Origin of the sequence: Pedobacter terrae (assembly GCF_900100705.1) — a bacterium.
In the GTDB taxonomy this organism is placed as follows: domain Bacteria; phylum Bacteroidota; class Bacteroidia; order Sphingobacteriales; family Sphingobacteriaceae; genus Pedobacter; species Pedobacter terrae.
Window position 1 is genome coordinate 71,832 of the sequence record NZ_FNCH01000001.1, and the last position, 15,003, is coordinate 86,834.

Genomic DNA, 15,003 nt, shown 5'->3' on the forward strand with positions numbered 1-15,003 from the left:
GACAACCAAACTTCCCTTATTAAAATGAAACTACAGAAATATACATTACAGCATCTCCTGTGCATTGCAGGGATGCTGTTTTGTTTGGCATGTACTGAAGATAAACCCAAAACTGTTGTTACAGCCCCGGTTGAAGGAATAAAAAATCCTTTCCCTTTTTATAAAGATATTGAGGTTAAACCTGGATTAAACTTCGAAATTGTGAGCTGGGGAAAAGGGGTAGATTCGATAGGTGGATACCAGATTTTAATGTCTGATTCGATTCGCAATCATTACCGTTCAGCAGCTATTGATCGTAAAGGTATCATCACCGATGCCTGGAATATGGATTTGGATAACGACGGAAATCCGGAATTATACATTCAATTGTTAAGCAAAAAAAATGTTTCCGATCTCAACGTTTTTGAATACGCTGGTGGCGATTTCAATAAAATTAGTTTTCCCTCTTTAAGTGCAAGTCAAAAGAAAGGCTATGTTGGTGACGATAAGTTTTTTATTAAAAATGGCGATCTTTTTCGTTCGTTTCCTGTAAAGGATAGTTCAGATGGTACTAAAGCGGTGACCAAAACTTTGCAATACAAGTTAAGTGGGAATACTTTTTCGACTAGCGAAGTAAACTAAACTTAAGGTAGAAGAGGAAGGGTGTGAAGTATAGACTTGGGGCTACGGTTTTTTGACTAATCGTCATGCTGAACTTGTTTCAGCATCTATTTATATAAAGGGATCCTGAAATGAATTCAGGATGACGAGTTTTAATAAAAAATGAACAACGAAAAATTTTCCATTATCAATCGAATCAAAAGTTTTAAATATGCTTTTAATGGCTTAAAACTGTTCTTTGTACTCGATCATAACGGGAGGGTTCATCTTTTTGCGGCAATTGTCGCTATTGGTCTTTCTTTCTACCTCAAACTTTCTGCCTTAGAGTGGATTGCCATTTTAGGTGTTATCTCAGCCGTTATCGTAGCCGAAATTTTAAATTCGGCCATCGAGAAACTGGCTGATGTGGTTTCACCAGATTTTCATCCTAAAATTAAAGTAGTAAAAGATCTGGCTGCTGCTGCGGTTTTGGTTACTGCGTTTTTAGCTTTAGCCGTTGGGGCCATTATATTTATCCCAAAATTATTGCTGTAGAGCCAGTGTGGCTGTTCTAGATTCCTGCATTTTATCTTCGATAATCTGGTCCCAGCGGGCCTGCATTTTATGGTTGCTGCCATGTTCGGTTTCATCGTCGTAATTACGTTGCATGGTATCGAAATATGTACTGATCTGGTTGGCCAGTTCAGCTATCTGTGCTTTATAGTTGCTAACAGAATAATTACGGTTTTTTAACACCCTTTCGGCTTCAGAAAGCAAAATATACTGAATGTTTACATGGCCCTGTTCATGGTGCAGTAAACTCGCTCTGACATCGGGATTTTTAATTTTATCCCACTTTACCCAGGAGCGGTTTTTGTCAATACGAACTTCGTTTTTAAGATCAATGACAACTCGGTTTCGATAAACGGTACTGTTATAACTGTACTCCCAGGTCATTGCCGTTAATGCAATAAATGGCGAACGGTCATCGGCTTTGCCTTTAAAATAAGTTTCCCAGTTGAGTTGTACTGGCTGGGTAAAATCCTGTTTAAAACCAAAAGAAAAAGGCAGCAGCAATAATATCGGTATGATCAGTTTTTTCAATAGCATAATTTTTCAACGGTAGCTGATCCTGGTTTTTTATTGCCTTTCAGCAGTCAAATCATCAGGATTTTGTGTGTTGAATTTTACAACGAAAAAACCGTGCCTAAAATTATTCCGGTGTCGAAATCTGTCCGCTAATGCGCTCAAATTTTTCAATCAGCAAGGCAATCCGCTCCTTTTCTCTCTTAATTACCGCTTTGCGTAAAATGGTGGAGCAGAAAATAATCCAAAGTGCTGTTAAACCTACGGCAATTACTTTCTGTATAGCGTTAAAGTAGGCTAGTATTTCTACAAAATAAAATATTATCCCCAAAGAAAGGGCAATAGCGTAAAACCAATAAAGTGTGTTGTATAATTTGTAACGGTTTAACTGATAAGTTTTTAAGTTGTTTAAAAACTCATTAGGATGAGCGGTGAAATCATTTTTTGAAATTAAACGGTAATCGCGGTAAAGAATTAAAGTATAAACGCCAATGGCGATAACGGTAATGCTAATGCCTACGTGTGTAGTCCACGATTCGAAGTGAAAAAATATCCATAATGCGGCAATGGCTATGAAAGACAGCAGCATACCTCCAATGTTTAAGGCCGATTTCAGCTTTAATCCATTTACTTCTTTCTTCGCTTGTTGCAACATCTCATCAGCAGAAACCTTAACTTCTACCTCGTGTTTTTGCCACAACTCCTGTATTTGATCAAACGCTTGCATACTGGCTATATAATTCTGTTAATTTTTGTTTAATACGATGAATTTTTACCCTTAAATTGCCTTCGCTGATTCCTGAAATATCAGCAATTTCGTGGTATGGAAGCTCATCAAGTACCATGGTAATAAGTAAACGGTCATTCTCTTCCAGTTTAGAAATACATTTATAAAGCAGGGCTACCTGTTCGTTTTTCTCTGAAAATTCTTCTACTTTATTTTCAATTATGTTATCCGTTAATTCGTCCTTAGCCTGTCTTTTTTCCGACCGCAGGTAGGTTAAACAGGTATTTACAGCAATGCGATAAATCCACGTTGAAATCAAAGATTTGTTGCGGAACTTATCCAGATTTTGCCAGACCTTTAAAAAAGTTTCCTGTAAAAGATCATTTGCAGCGTCGGTATCGCCGGTATAACCATAACATAAATGGAATATTTTTTTGGAATTCGAATCGAAGATCTGCTTAAATAACTTGTCTTTTTGTTCCATTTAGGAGTTTGTCGTTGCGTTTTAGATGTTGATACACAATTTTTGTTACATGAGGATTTCAAAATAATATATTTTTGACGCCTCCTGAACTCAAAATTTGTTACAAGCCGTAAATATCGTAGTTTTACCGAATTAAGTTGCCACAAACTTTTTTTATTCATGAAGAAAAACAAACTCACGCTTTTTATTTTTATCGCGCTGATTGCAGGGATTGCATTGGGCTATATTTTGAACGTAAATTCTATCAATGTTTACAATCAAAATATCCTGAATGCGGATGCAAAAGTTAAAAGTATAGAAGTAAGCATTGCGAAAGCGACTGATACCACAAGCGCGGTTTATAGCCGGCTTAAAGTAGATAAAAAAGCTGCCGCTAAAATCAAAAAAGAAAATGAGACCATAAGGGAGAAAAAACTAGAGTTTTTTACCCTGTTGAGCGATATTTTTCTACGTCTGATCAAAATGATTGTTGCCCCACTGGTATTTACCACGCTGGTTGTAGGTGTTGCGAAAGTAGGCGATATCAAAGCGGTTGGCCGTATTGGTGGCAAAACGTTGGGTTGGTTTTTAACCATGTCGTTAATGTCGCTGGTGTTAGGAATGATTCTGGTGAATTTGTTCGAGCCTGGCAAGCACATGAAATTATCACTGCCCGATCATCTGGTTGATACCGGGATTCAGAAAGCAGCCATGAGCGTTAAAGATTTTATCGCACACGTATTTCCAAAAAGTATCGCCGAATCGATGGCTAACAATGAAATCCTGCAAATTGTAGTTTTCTCCTTATTCTTTGGGGTGGCAACGGCGGCAATTGGCCCTGCAGGAGCTATTGTAATTAAGGCTTTTGATGCTATCGCACATGTGATTTTAAAGATGACGGGTTATGTAATGAACTTTGCCCCACTCGCTGTGTTTGGTGCCATGACGGCGATTATTGCCAAGCAGGGTTTAAGTGTACTGAATACCTATGCCATTTTTATTAGTGAATTCTACTTTGGTTTAATCATTTTGTGGGCATTATTGATCTTCATAGGCTTTCTGATACTTAAAAAACGTATTTTCCGCTTGGTAAATGATATGAAGGAGCCTGCAATTTTGGCCTTTAGTACAGCCAGTAGTGAAGCAGCCTATCCGAAAACAATGATGCTGTTAGAACGTTTCGGCTGTAAAGATAAAATTGTAAGTTTTGTGCTGCCATTGGGTTATTCGTTCAATTTAGATGGATCGATGATGTATATGACCTTTGCCTCGCTTTTTATAGCACAGGCTTATGGCATTCATTTAAGTTTCGAGCAGCAAATTTCAATGCTGTTAATCCTGATGTTAACCAGTAAGGGTATTGCGGGAGTGCCAAGAGCATCTTTAGTGGTTATTGCGGGTACTATTGCCAGTTTTAATATTCCTGAAGCGGGTTTGGCGCTGTTAATCGGTATCGATCCGTTACTCGATATGGGCCGTTCAGCAACTAATGTGGTGGGGAACAGTATTGCCACTGCTGTGGTCAGCAAGTGGGAAGGGGAGTTGAAGGAGTCCGAAGTGTAGCCCTAAATCCTGAGTCTGTTTTAATATTCAATCATTCAAAATTCATTCATTCAATAATTAAATACAAAGTGTCAAGTAGAGGAAAAAAAATATTCTTAGCCATTACGATTATCGTGCCGATGATCATTTATTGTTACATCTATTATAAGCCTATTATCCAGAATGCACCATTCCGGAAAAAAGATTTTGTATCGATGGAGTACAAATGGGGCATTAAAGATACCCTGGAAAACCACTACAACTCGGCCACTGGCGAATATCAGTATGTAAACGGGGCCGATTCGGTAATTAAGAAAAAAATCTTTTTAAAAAACGACGATATTCTTTACATGCACGGCAAAGCCAATGAAATCGGACTTTGGAATTTTCCGGATACCATAGGTAAGAAAAGTGTAAAATCAATGGCGGTGCCACGTTATGATATTTTGTTCAAATACAAGGAAAAAACAAAACATGTGGTGATTTACGGCGATTTTGATGGTAATCCCAAACTATTGGATGCTGCCGTACAAATGCGTAAAGTTATAGATCAAACGCTTTTACAGGCCGAAAAAAGAAGCGGGAAATAGTCTGGAGTCAGAAGTCCTGAGTCTAAAGGCGAAGAGGGAAAATAAAATTAATTTATTGTCATAATTAAAGACCTTAATCTATTTAGATTAAGGTCTTTAATATTTAGGATGTTTTCGTATATTTACGATATATTCGTAAATATGGAAAAATTAACATTGCAGGAAGAAGAAGCGATGCTGGCTGTTTGGCAGGTTGGAAAAGGCTTTATCAAAGATTTTATGGATGTATTACCCGAGCCTAAACCGCCATATACCACTTTGGCATCGACTATTAAAAACCTGGAACGTAAAGGATACCTGGTCAGTGAGCGTTTTGCCAATGCCAACCGCTATAGTGCAAAGGTTAAAGAGATAGAGTATAAAAAGCGTTTTATGAACGGTTTTGTCAATAATTATTTTCAAAGTTCGTATAAAGAGCTTGTTGCTTTTTTTGCGAAGGATAAAAAGATCAGTGCCGAAGAACTTAAAGAGATTATAAATTTAATAGAGCACCCTGAAAAGTAAAGGCTATGCCACATTTCTTTCTCCTTTTATTGAAAATTAACCTGGTGCTGATTTTGTTTTCGGCTACCTACTACCTGGTGTTACGGCGGTTAACTTTCTATTCCATTAACAGAATGTTTCTCTTATTTGGAATTATTTTTTCTTCCGCTTATCCTTTTATTAACCTGACCGATTTTCTGGCCAGCCATAAATCTGTACCGGCATTTGTTCCCGGCTTAAACCAACAGGTAAGTCAGTTGATAAAACAAGATGCGGTTCCGTTATTGTGGCAAATACTTTACCTATTCTTTTATGTTGGCGTGGTATTAATGGCATTGCGGTTAATGGTGCAGTTTATTTCTTTGTACCGCATGCATCGAAATTCTTCGCCTGATCAGCTAAATCAGTATCCGGTAAGAATTTTAGCAGATAAAGTAAGCCCTTTCAGTTTCTGGCAAACCATTTATATTAATCCAGGCCTGCATAAGCAGGAAGATTTGTCCAATATATTGGCACACGAGCAGGTACATGTAGAGCAGTGGCATACGCTAGATATTATTCTGGCCGAAATTTGTGTGGTTTTTTACTGGTTTAATCCTGGTGTTTGGCTGATGAAAAAGGCCGTTCGCGAAAACATTGAGTTTATTACCGACGCCCGCATTCTTAAGAAAGGAATAGATAAAAAAGCTTATCAGTATAGTTTACTGGATGTTGGTAGTTTACAGGCTTCGGTTGCCATTGTGAATAATTTCAACCTGTCTGATCTTAAGAAAAGGATCATGATGATGAATGCCAAACGCTCATCGAAAGTTAATTTAACACGTTATATACTTGTTCTACCGGTTTTGTTGTGCATTACGCTTGCTTTTACCATTGATAAAAAGACTATACAGCAAAGTTTATCCCCTTTAGCAAAAATGGCGGTTAATGTGATGCCGCATCAGCAGGCTGAAACTGTCGTGGAAGCCAAAATAAAATCAAAAATTAACAAAAAGACAAAGATTGCAGCACCAATGGTGCATAAAACAGATACAGCTACCAAATTTACCTTTGTTTTTAAACAGAACAGTAATAGTGGAGATTCGGCACAGCATGATGTAGTGACTGCAATTCAAAAAAAGGTTGATCAATTTAAGTTTCATTTTAAAGCTGATGGCAGTTCAAACAAACGGGTTTTTGTTAAACAATTCAACTTTACAGATTCAGTTCCACCTAGTGAGCGGATTGAGGAGATTATGCTTGCTGAACAAGCAAATGGGAGCTTTGGAAACATAGCTGCTGCCAATGGAAAAAAAGTTACTGCTGTTTTCGTGATGAAATCTACTGTCAACACGAAGGAAAACAGCGATGAACCAGCAGCAAAAGAATCGTCGGTTACCAGTATGAGTTATTACCTAAATGGAAATAAGGTGAGTAAAGCAGCGATTGATCAATTGAATCCCAATATGATTATGGAGTTGAAAATGGATCAAAAAGGGCAATTTATCCAGATTAATACCAAGCCTTCGGCAAATTAAATTTGTCAACTTTATTAGCAAGGGAGCCAAAAAGTTGACAAATTTGCAGTGGATTTATTAAAAATTAAACGTTGCTTTGAGCATGGCCACCCGTCCGGGGATATCATAAGTTCCGGTAGTTAGGGAGTTGGCTGAAAGGTAAATGGCATCAAATCTTTTAATATTGGTGAGGTTGGTGATTCCAAATTCAATATCAGTCTTTTTCTTTAACCATTTGTAGCGCATGTTGGCATCCGCAAAAAGATACTTCAGATCAGGCTGTGATGATTGCCGGGTTAAGAGATGCTCTGCAGATAAATTCAAATACAGGTTTTTAAATGTGGTGATGGCCAAAGCAGATTGTTGTCTCAATTGTTTAAAGTTCGTTTTTATCCCACCAGCTACCATGGCTTTATTGTTAGTTATGGCATAATTAGCAGCGTACGACCAGTTAATGAAGTTGGCCAGCTTAGCTTCAATACCAACTTTATAAGCCATGGTTTGTGTGTTAAAAGGTAAAAGTTCATTGTTCTGCAGCTGACTGTATTTGCTTTGTGCAAAACTTAGACCGGCATTTACCGTACTTTTTAAGGTAAACAGGTATTTGCTTGCGTTTGCTGCCAAAGAAAGGTTACGGATATGGTTATTAAGCGGCAAAACAATTTTCTGCTGAATGTTGCTGTTGAGGTTATAGGCCGCAATAGTATTCAACTCTGTATCGCTGTAATTTGCCGTTAAATTGGCAAATAACATTTGCATGGCTTTTCTAAAATTAAAACCGGCCCCCACGTTATGCGTTTTGGATTCAGCAATTGGTGCATCGTTCGAAAACAGTGAGCGGTAATTTTTTAAAATGGTACCCCGGTAAATATCATTAATACCGCCCAGATCATTTCTGAAGCTATAATTTGCCGTTACATAATTTTCGGTACTGGTTTGGTATTTCAAATTAAATGAAGGATTTATGAATAGTTTATTCAGGCTGTTATCCAACTGGTTAAGTACATCGTTATAGTTGATGTGGTTGTAGCTTAACGGCAAGCTCAAACTAGCCTTTAACTTCTCGTTGTTATACTCGTAAATAGCTTCAGAATAAATTTTGGTCTTAAGCCAATCAAGGTTATTCACTGTATTACCGGTAACAGGCTCTGTTTGCTGGTTGTTTTGTGTGCGGAAAAGTTCCGAATTAAGCTGCTGCTGTTGTACATTGAAACCTGCTTTGTAGGTTTGTACAAAATTATTTTTTACAAAAGCAAACGATACATAATTGTTAGTGAACCAGGTTGGTAATTTAATAAATTGTATTAATCCCAGATAGCTATTCCCGTTATTTAAAACATCGGCATTTAGGCCGGGCATAATATTCAGGGTTTCGGGTTGTGTGGTGTGATTTAAGTAGGAGTAGAGGTTAATTACATCCTCCGATTTTAGCTTTTTCCGGTAATTAAATTCGTTCGACAGGTCGAAGGTTTCCTGTTTAAGTATTTGGTTGGCCGCTATATTGTTAATTACAAAATCCGATGTGGTTTTAAACGGTGTATATTCCAATACCAGGTTATTGTTCAAATAATATTGCTCCGCATTGCCGTTTAAATTAAATTGCGCCCTTAATTTTTGTGGATTAATGGCATTGCGCTGTGTTTCAGCATAGCGTATGGTTTGTCCGGGAAGATAAGTCTCCGAGAATTTATTGTATTCCTGACGTCGCTGATCATATAAATAGGAGATATTTGCCCTCAACTGAAGGTCAGGATTGAATTTGTATAAATTGTTCAGGTTAATTAAGCCAGCTTTATTAAATAGATATCTGCTTTGTGGTAAGGAAGGCACTCCGGCAGCACCAGTAGAGAGCAGTGCGTTGGGTTTGTCGTTATCCAGTTTTTTTGCATAATCAGAAAAATTGTGTGCAATAAGGTCTCCACCAGGGTCAATGCCAATATTGTTTCCTTTTATGTTGTTAATAAACTTTAGCTTTTTATTAAACAGCATGGCGGTTAGGTTTTCGTCAAATCGATTAGGTGCGCCGGCGCCAACAGTGGCATCGCCCATAACTTTAAGCTTAGCCTCATCTTTAATCACCAGGTTTAGGGCAACATCATCGCTCATATTATTTTTGCGCATCATTTTAATAGGTTGATCGTTTTGAATTACCTGTACCTTATCAACTGCTCCATGGGGGATACTTTTAGTGCCTATATTGTATTTATCGTCCAGTAAATTATCGCCATCCACATACAGGTTGGATATCGATTTTCCATTGTAACTGATCTTGCCATCTTCAGCCACTTCAACACCAGGCATTTTTTTTAATACATCACCAATACTTCTGTCTTGCTGATCAGCAAAATCAGCAGTACGGTAATTTAAAGTATCGCCCCTGGCGTTTAATGAAGGCCTGTTTTTAACGGTTACCGTTTCCAGCATGGTTTCGCTGGGTTGTAAAATCAGATCGTAACTTTTAGCGGCATCGGTTACTGTGGTAACCAGCTTTTTAAAACCAATGCTCGAAGCTTCAATTTTGTAACCTGAAATCTGATCGTTTTTGAGTTCGATGGTAAACGCACCACTTTTATTGGTCCGGGCAAAATTGATGATGTTGCCTTCGGCATCTTTTAGCGTTACGTTAACTGATTCAATACCCTTGCCATTGGCATCTTTTACCGAGCCTTTAAGGGGCTTTTGTGCAAAAACGGAAAGCACTGCCAGCGAGAGCCAGCAGCTTAAAATGAACTTTCTCATTTTTTATCTTCAATTTCTATTGGGTTGTTAATTTCAGCTTTATTTGCAGTTGTGCCTGTAGGCCTGGGTGCCTGGTTGGTTTTGAACGAGCCTTGCATGCCGTTTGCAGCCATTTGTGCCTGCATAAAGCCTTGCGGGTCTTTATCACGGGCCGCTTTCAGTTTATCAAGTTCTTTGCGGGTGGTTTTTATCGCGTTGGCAGGTAGTTTGATTTCAGGCCCAAGGTAGGTTGTGCTGATATCCATACCCATAATTTTTACCGAACTCACTCCGCCACTTGGGGCTGCCATTTTAACCTCTCCATCCGCATTGTCTGTAGCATTTGCTTCCTTTACATTTTCAATTCCGGCAAATTCATATTTTACTTCCTTTTTATCGTCGTAAGCTTCTATAATTAAGCCGGGTAGGCCATTTAATTTCCATGGACCGCTTTGAAATGGAATCTCAGGAGCAAACCAGGCTATCCAGTTACGGCCTTTAAAATGTGCAGTTGCTTTTCGGCAGGCAACCCCGGAGAAACTCATCGTATCTTTTAATATCTTCCAGTCAATCGCTGCAGCAGGTTCTTCAACCAGGTAATTGTTAAACACCCGCTCTTTCGTAATCATTTTATGCTCATTCGCAAAAAAGAAATAGTCTTCCTGGGTAAGGGGCACTTTCGTCTCGCTTTTTACTTCAATTTTCATGTTGCCGTTGCCTATCTGGTTCTTCATTTGCTCCTGTATCTGCTTTTGCATGTTCTGCGCCTGGTTTAGTCTATCATAACTGGTAAATACCGACGCGTTTTTACCGGTTACCAAAAGCAGATTTTCCACTTTAGGTTTATCTCTCTGCGTAGTATCGGTTACGTGCGTTAAAGTATAGCGTACCCTGGCCAATGCTTTATCTGGTTCCTGGGCCTTTGCAGAAAATAAAATGGCCGTAGCCAAACAGGTAGTTAAAATTCTTTTCATGATTTTGATATTATTTTCTATTTAATTTTCGTAAATCTACGAAATATTCGTAATTAAAAAATATTTTAACATTTTTTAGTGGAGAGAAGATGGAAGATGTAAAATTGGATGATGTAATAGCTGATTGAAGATGAACAATGGAAGGGTAATATTTTACCGGTAAGATATGTAGGCACATAATTTGTTTCGATTGCTCTTTTGAGTGGAGTCGGGGGGGCGCCATGAAGGTTGATCGTACAGGGTAAATACTTTTTACGACTTGGAAATGAGCATGCAATGGTTCTTGGTGGTATATAGTCCTGTTTTCGCTTATAGTCCCCGCTGCGCTCCGGGCTATTCCGCTCATCCGATAGGCTATCGGATCAGGTTTAGGTACCAGGGTTTCTGCACCTGGCAACCCTCAAAATGAAATACAGGTGCAGCCACCTAGCCCCGGTTGGAGCGATACCCTGCAGCAACGAGGTACGAGGCAGCGAAGCGTATAAGCGGAAAACGGGAGCGGAACGTAATGCTTTGTGCAGGCACTGTGCTCCAAATTTTATTATGTTTTCTGTTGTTTCTTAATGAGCAAAAGTTAGGAAATGAGCATGTGGTGGTTCTTGGCGGTATATAGTCCTGCTTTCGCTTATAGTCCTCGCTGCGCTCCGGGCTATTCCGCTCAATCAGGTTTAGAAACATAGGTTTCTGCACTTACAAACCATAAAAAAAAAGCTGTTTTATATTTAGCTCAAATTAATTTTAGGGCCATGATTTTCGAAAAATATAATATAAAATCGATCTTGAAACCCTGAAATCCTACGAATCCCGATTTTGCATGATTTTAGTGAAAAATATTTTTGATATGTGTTTGTGTGTTAATTGAATTTGTTCTATATTTGCACCTCGTTAAATAAAAATTAAAAAACTAATATTTAAACAATGTACGCAATAGTAAATATAGCAGGGCAGCAATTTAAAGTTGCTAAAGACCAGCACCTTTTTGTACACAGATTACAAGGAGATGAAGGCGCTAGTATTGAATTTGATAATGTATTGTTGGTTGATAACGGTGGTGCAATTACTGTAGGTGCTCCTGCAGTTAAAGGTGCTAAAGTTTCAGCTAAGATCGTATCTCATTTAAAAGGTGATAAAGTAATCGTTTTCCACAAAAAACGTAGAAAAGGTTACAAAAAGAAAAACGGTCACCGCCAGTTTTTCACTAAGATTCAGATCTCTGACATCACGTTATAATTAATTGTTAACCCAATAATCCGCTTTTAGCGGGTTACAAAATATAAAATCATGGCACACAAAAAAGGAGCCGGTAGTTCGAAAAACGGACGTGAATCGCATAGTAAGCGTTTAGGTATTAAAGTTTTCGGTGGTCAGTTAGCTATCGCAGGAAACATTTTAGTACGTCAACGTGGTACAAAACACCATCCTGATAAAGGCGTGGGTATTGGTAAAGACCATACTTTATTCGCTTTAGTTGATGGTACTGTTGTTTTCAAAAAGAAACAAGATAACAAATCATATGTTTCTATTCTTCCTATCACTGATGCGGAGATCGAAGCAGCAATTGCTAAAAAAGCACCTGCTAAAAAAGAAGTTGTAGCTGAAGTTGAAGCTGCACCTGCTAAAAAAGCACCTGCAAAAAAAGCAGCTAAAAAAGACGAAGCTACTGAAGAAGCTGCAGCTGCAGAATAATTAGTACGAAATAAAATATAAAAAAGGTTCTGATGCAAATCAGGACCTTTTTTGTTAATGAACTATTTGTGAACTGATTAATTTGTAGGATCAGCCAATTATCTGTCAGCCAGACTTTCTACTCCGATACTATTGACGGATATCAATGGCGTGGTATCATTCCCGTGCAGTAGAGAATCTTAAAGGACTCGCATTAAAATTATTCATCAGTTTTGCTCTTTCAAAGTCATTTATGAATATTTCGTGATTGCTATTCGTAGCTATCAGATCAATTTTTGGGATGACCATCACAAATAAATCTCTCTATGGCCTTTGCGCCTTCCACTCTTTCTTCTTTGTGGTTAAATTTTTAATATTGTATTTTGCCACGCAGGAACTGAAATACATAAATATTATCGATAAGTTTTTAAAGGAGGAAACGGGAGATTAATTTAAATAGTAAAGTCGTCATTTCCTCGAAAGATTCCCAATCGAGTTGGGAATGACGATATCACGAAGCCTGGCATTTTGATAGGACTCAGTTGAACGACCAAAAAGCCCTAATTCCAAACTATTCAACCGCCCTCTTCCCTTTAACTCAAATCGCATATATCTTGGGGAATCGGTTAATCGGCTTCAGACTGCAGACTGCCGACTCCGAACTAGTATGTTAAACGCTGTTAAATAACATAAATTAACATTTCGGTGCATTAAATTTGGGCATTGATTTAAAAATGAATACAAATGAATCTGAAGAAAATATCCTTGCTAATTTTATCACTTATTTCTGGCGGGCTCTTGTATGCGCAGGAGGTAGAAGAAAACATTCGCATGGTAAAACCGTTTAAGGCCGATGGTATTTCGAACGAATGGAATGAACCACTCAACCAATATAATGATGCTACCAAGCTGGCTTTTGCCTTAGCTAACGATGATAAAAACCTCTATATCATCATAGAATCATTAGACCCACAAACTACTTTTAGTGTGCTAAGAGGAGGGATCACCTTAAATATTAATACTGCAGGTAAAAAGAAGGATGGCGCGAAGTTAACTTTTCCACTCATGGAAAGGCCACCCATGGCAAAAGATGGGGAAGTACATCATACTTTATCCTCTGATCAAGAAATGCATGATTTGTCTACTACGAATAAAAGCATTAGGGTTTCGGGTTTTAAAAATATTGCTGATGGCGAATTGCCAGCGATTAATCAGGACGGTATTGAAACAGGCATGAGCATTCATCCCAACAGGGATCTGATTTATGAATTAAGCATTCCATTGGCACAGTTACAGGTAGGCTTGGATCTTAAAAAACCTATTGTTTATCATATCAAAATTAACGAATCAGGTAAATCTGGTTTTAAAAGAGAAGGTGCTCCTGAAGGCGGAAACAGAAGTGGCGGAAGATCAGGCGGCCGAGGTGGGATGGGAGCTGGAGGCATGGGCGGAGGTGGCCGCGGCGGTATGGGAGGAAGAATGGGTGGTGGCAGTCAAAGACCAATGTCTGGGGCTGAATCTTCTGCTAAATCAGCTGATTTTTGGATTAAATATAAGTTGGCAAAGGCTTAGGAAATATATGAAATACGTCACCGACTGAAACGCAGTCCCACACGTTCGGGAGAGCGCTTTAGATCTGGATTCCTCGGCTTCGTTGTTCTTCGCTCGAAAGACTAATACCTTAATATTCCCTGTCCATCAGCTGGTTGGTCAATGTTAACAGGTCGGCTTTTCTTTCATCACTCACATTTATCTGCGCAAATAAGGCCAAAGCTTTATCGCGGTAATGGTTCATGTGTTCTTTCGCAATCTGCTGTATATTCAGCGTATCGTAAACTGCCCTAACGCCTTTTACTTTATCCTGTGCATTAAACGCTTTAGCGGAAATCCAGGTTTTTAAAGCAGTTTCGGCATCGCCTTCGGCAAGTTCAAGCGCTTTTAGCAGTAAGAAAGTCTTTTTATTGGCGATAATATCGCCGCCAACCTGTTTACCAAACTTTTCGGGATCGGCATATACATCTAAAATATCATCATGTAATTGAAAGGCGATGCCAATGTTTTCTCCAAATTGTTCAATCAAATCTGCATCTCTTGCAGATGCACCGGCAATAATAGCGCCCAATTTCAGTGCACCGCCCAATAATACTGCCGTTTTAAGTCTGATCATGTTGATGTACTCTTCAATACTTACATCATCACGGCTTTCAAATTCCATATCCAACTGTTGCCCCTCGCAAACTCCCTGAGCGGTAGCATTAAAAGTATCCAGTGTATCTTTAAGGAAAACAGGATTTACCTTTGCCAGGTTTTTATTGGCTTCTACCATCATCACATCACCGCTTAAAATAGCCACGTTGGTGCTCCACTTTTCGTGTACCGTTGCCTGGCCTCTGCGCAATGGTGCATTATCCATAATATCATCGTGTACCAAAGTGAAATTATGGAAAATTTCAATGGCCATGGCAGCATGAACAGATTCGTTGGCATCAGTACCAAATAACTCGGTAGCCATTAGTACCAATAGAGGCCTTACACGTTTGCCGCCAAGGTTAATGATATAGCTGATTGGATCGTAAAGTTGCTTAGGGTAACCTGGTAAATTTAAATTTTGTATTGCGTTATTTAAAATCTGCTGTAATTGTTCTGTAGTCTGCATGTTTTGTTTAAACATTGTGTTTCG

At 38.6% G+C, this 15,003-nt stretch carries 15 protein-coding genes; 9 read left to right on the forward strand and 6 right to left on the reverse strand.

The window, feature by feature from the left end; all coding sequences use genetic code 11:
- The first annotated feature begins 24 nt into the window (after window positions 1-24).
- Both BLR60_RS00335 and BLR60_RS00340 read left to right on the forward strand, forming a co-directional pair.
- Window positions 25-621: a hypothetical protein gene (locus BLR60_RS00335; RefSeq protein WP_090496081.1), complete on the forward strand. Its 597-nt coding sequence runs from the start codon at window positions 25-27 to the stop codon at window positions 619-621.
- Window positions 622-762: 141 nt separating this feature from the next.
- Window positions 763-1,134, forward strand: coding sequence for a diacylglycerol kinase family protein (locus tag BLR60_RS00340; RefSeq protein ID WP_090496082.1), 372 nt, complete (start codon window positions 763-765; stop codon window positions 1,132-1,134).
- Here BLR60_RS00340 and BLR60_RS00345 read toward each other — a convergent pair.
- The 3 genes from BLR60_RS00345 to BLR60_RS00355 form a co-directional block, all read right to left on the reverse strand.
- A complete protein-coding gene (locus tag BLR60_RS00345) occupies window positions 1,123-1,689 on the reverse strand; it encodes a DUF922 domain-containing protein (protein ID WP_090496083.1) in 567 nt (188 codons plus the stop codon). The genes BLR60_RS00340 and BLR60_RS00345 overlap by 12 nt on opposite strands.
- A 103-nt stretch (window positions 1,690-1,792) precedes the next feature.
- A complete protein-coding gene (locus BLR60_RS00350; RefSeq protein WP_090496084.1) occupies window positions 1,793-2,392 on the reverse strand; it encodes a hypothetical protein in 600 nt (199 codons plus the stop codon).
- Window positions 2,379-2,876 (reverse strand): RNA polymerase sigma factor, encoded by a 498-nt coding sequence (locus tag BLR60_RS00355; RefSeq protein ID WP_090496085.1) that lies wholly within the window; start codon window positions 2,874-2,876, stop codon window positions 2,379-2,381. The genes BLR60_RS00350 and BLR60_RS00355 overlap by 14 nt, the downstream gene beginning before the upstream one ends.
- Before the next feature lie 159 nt (window positions 2,877-3,035).
- Between BLR60_RS00355 and BLR60_RS00360 the strand changes: the two genes are divergently transcribed.
- From BLR60_RS00360 to BLR60_RS00375, 4 genes are all read left to right on the forward strand, one after another.
- Window positions 3,036-4,418 (forward strand): dicarboxylate/amino acid:cation symporter, encoded by a 1,383-nt coding sequence (locus tag BLR60_RS00360; RefSeq protein WP_090496086.1) that lies wholly within the window; start codon window positions 3,036-3,038, stop codon window positions 4,416-4,418.
- A 68-nt stretch (window positions 4,419-4,486) separates the two neighbouring features.
- Window positions 4,487-4,987, forward strand: coding sequence for a hypothetical protein (locus tag BLR60_RS00365; RefSeq protein WP_090496087.1), 501 nt, complete (start codon window positions 4,487-4,489; stop codon window positions 4,985-4,987).
- Between the two features lie 141 nt (window positions 4,988-5,128).
- A complete protein-coding gene (locus BLR60_RS00370) occupies window positions 5,129-5,491 on the forward strand; it encodes a BlaI/MecI/CopY family transcriptional regulator (RefSeq protein ID WP_090496088.1) in 363 nt (120 codons plus the stop codon).
- Window positions 5,492-5,496: 5 nt separating this feature from the next.
- Window positions 5,497-6,987, forward strand: coding sequence for a M56 family metallopeptidase (locus BLR60_RS00375; RefSeq protein WP_090496089.1), 1,491 nt, complete (start codon window positions 5,497-5,499; stop codon window positions 6,985-6,987).
- A gap of 57 nt (window positions 6,988-7,044) precedes the next feature.
- Here BLR60_RS00375 and BLR60_RS00380 read toward each other — a convergent pair whose 3' ends face one another.
- Both BLR60_RS00380 and BLR60_RS00385 read right to left on the reverse strand, forming a co-directional pair.
- Window positions 7,045-9,705: a carboxypeptidase regulatory-like domain-containing protein gene (locus BLR60_RS00380; protein ID WP_090496090.1), complete on the reverse strand. Its 2,661-nt coding sequence runs from the start codon at window positions 9,703-9,705 to the stop codon at window positions 7,045-7,047.
- Window positions 9,702-10,658, reverse strand: coding sequence for a GLPGLI family protein (locus BLR60_RS00385; protein ID WP_090496091.1), 957 nt, complete (start codon window positions 10,656-10,658; stop codon window positions 9,702-9,704). The genes BLR60_RS00380 and BLR60_RS00385 overlap by 4 nt, the downstream gene beginning before the upstream one ends.
- Before the next feature lie 918 nt (window positions 10,659-11,576).
- Here BLR60_RS00385 and rplU point away from each other — a divergent pair.
- The 3 genes from rplU (at window position 11,577) to BLR60_RS24615 (ending at window position 13,895) form a co-directional block, all read left to right on the forward strand.
- Window positions 11,577-11,888: a 50S ribosomal protein L21 gene (rplU, locus tag BLR60_RS00390; protein WP_039476071.1), complete on the forward strand. Its 312-nt coding sequence runs from the start codon at window positions 11,577-11,579 to the stop codon at window positions 11,886-11,888.
- A gap of 51 nt (window positions 11,889-11,939) precedes the next feature.
- Complete coding sequence (gene rpmA, locus BLR60_RS00395; RefSeq protein WP_090496092.1) at window positions 11,940-12,344, forward strand: 50S ribosomal protein L27; 405 nt, start codon at window positions 11,940-11,942, stop codon at window positions 12,342-12,344.
- 723 nt (window positions 12,345-13,067) lie between these two features.
- Entirely contained in the window at window positions 13,068-13,895 is an 828-nt protein-coding gene (locus tag BLR60_RS24615) for a hypothetical protein (RefSeq protein ID WP_143008999.1), read from the forward strand.
- 109 nt (window positions 13,896-14,004) lie between these two features.
- Here the strand turns inward: BLR60_RS24615 and BLR60_RS00400 are convergent, their stop codons facing one another.
- The gene (locus BLR60_RS00400; RefSeq protein WP_167354648.1) at window positions 14,005-14,979 is read right to left on the reverse strand and encodes a polyprenyl synthetase family protein; all 975 of its coding nucleotides are present in this window, start codon (window positions 14,977-14,979) and stop codon (window positions 14,005-14,007) included.
- Between the last annotated feature and the right edge of the window lie 24 nt (window positions 14,980-15,003).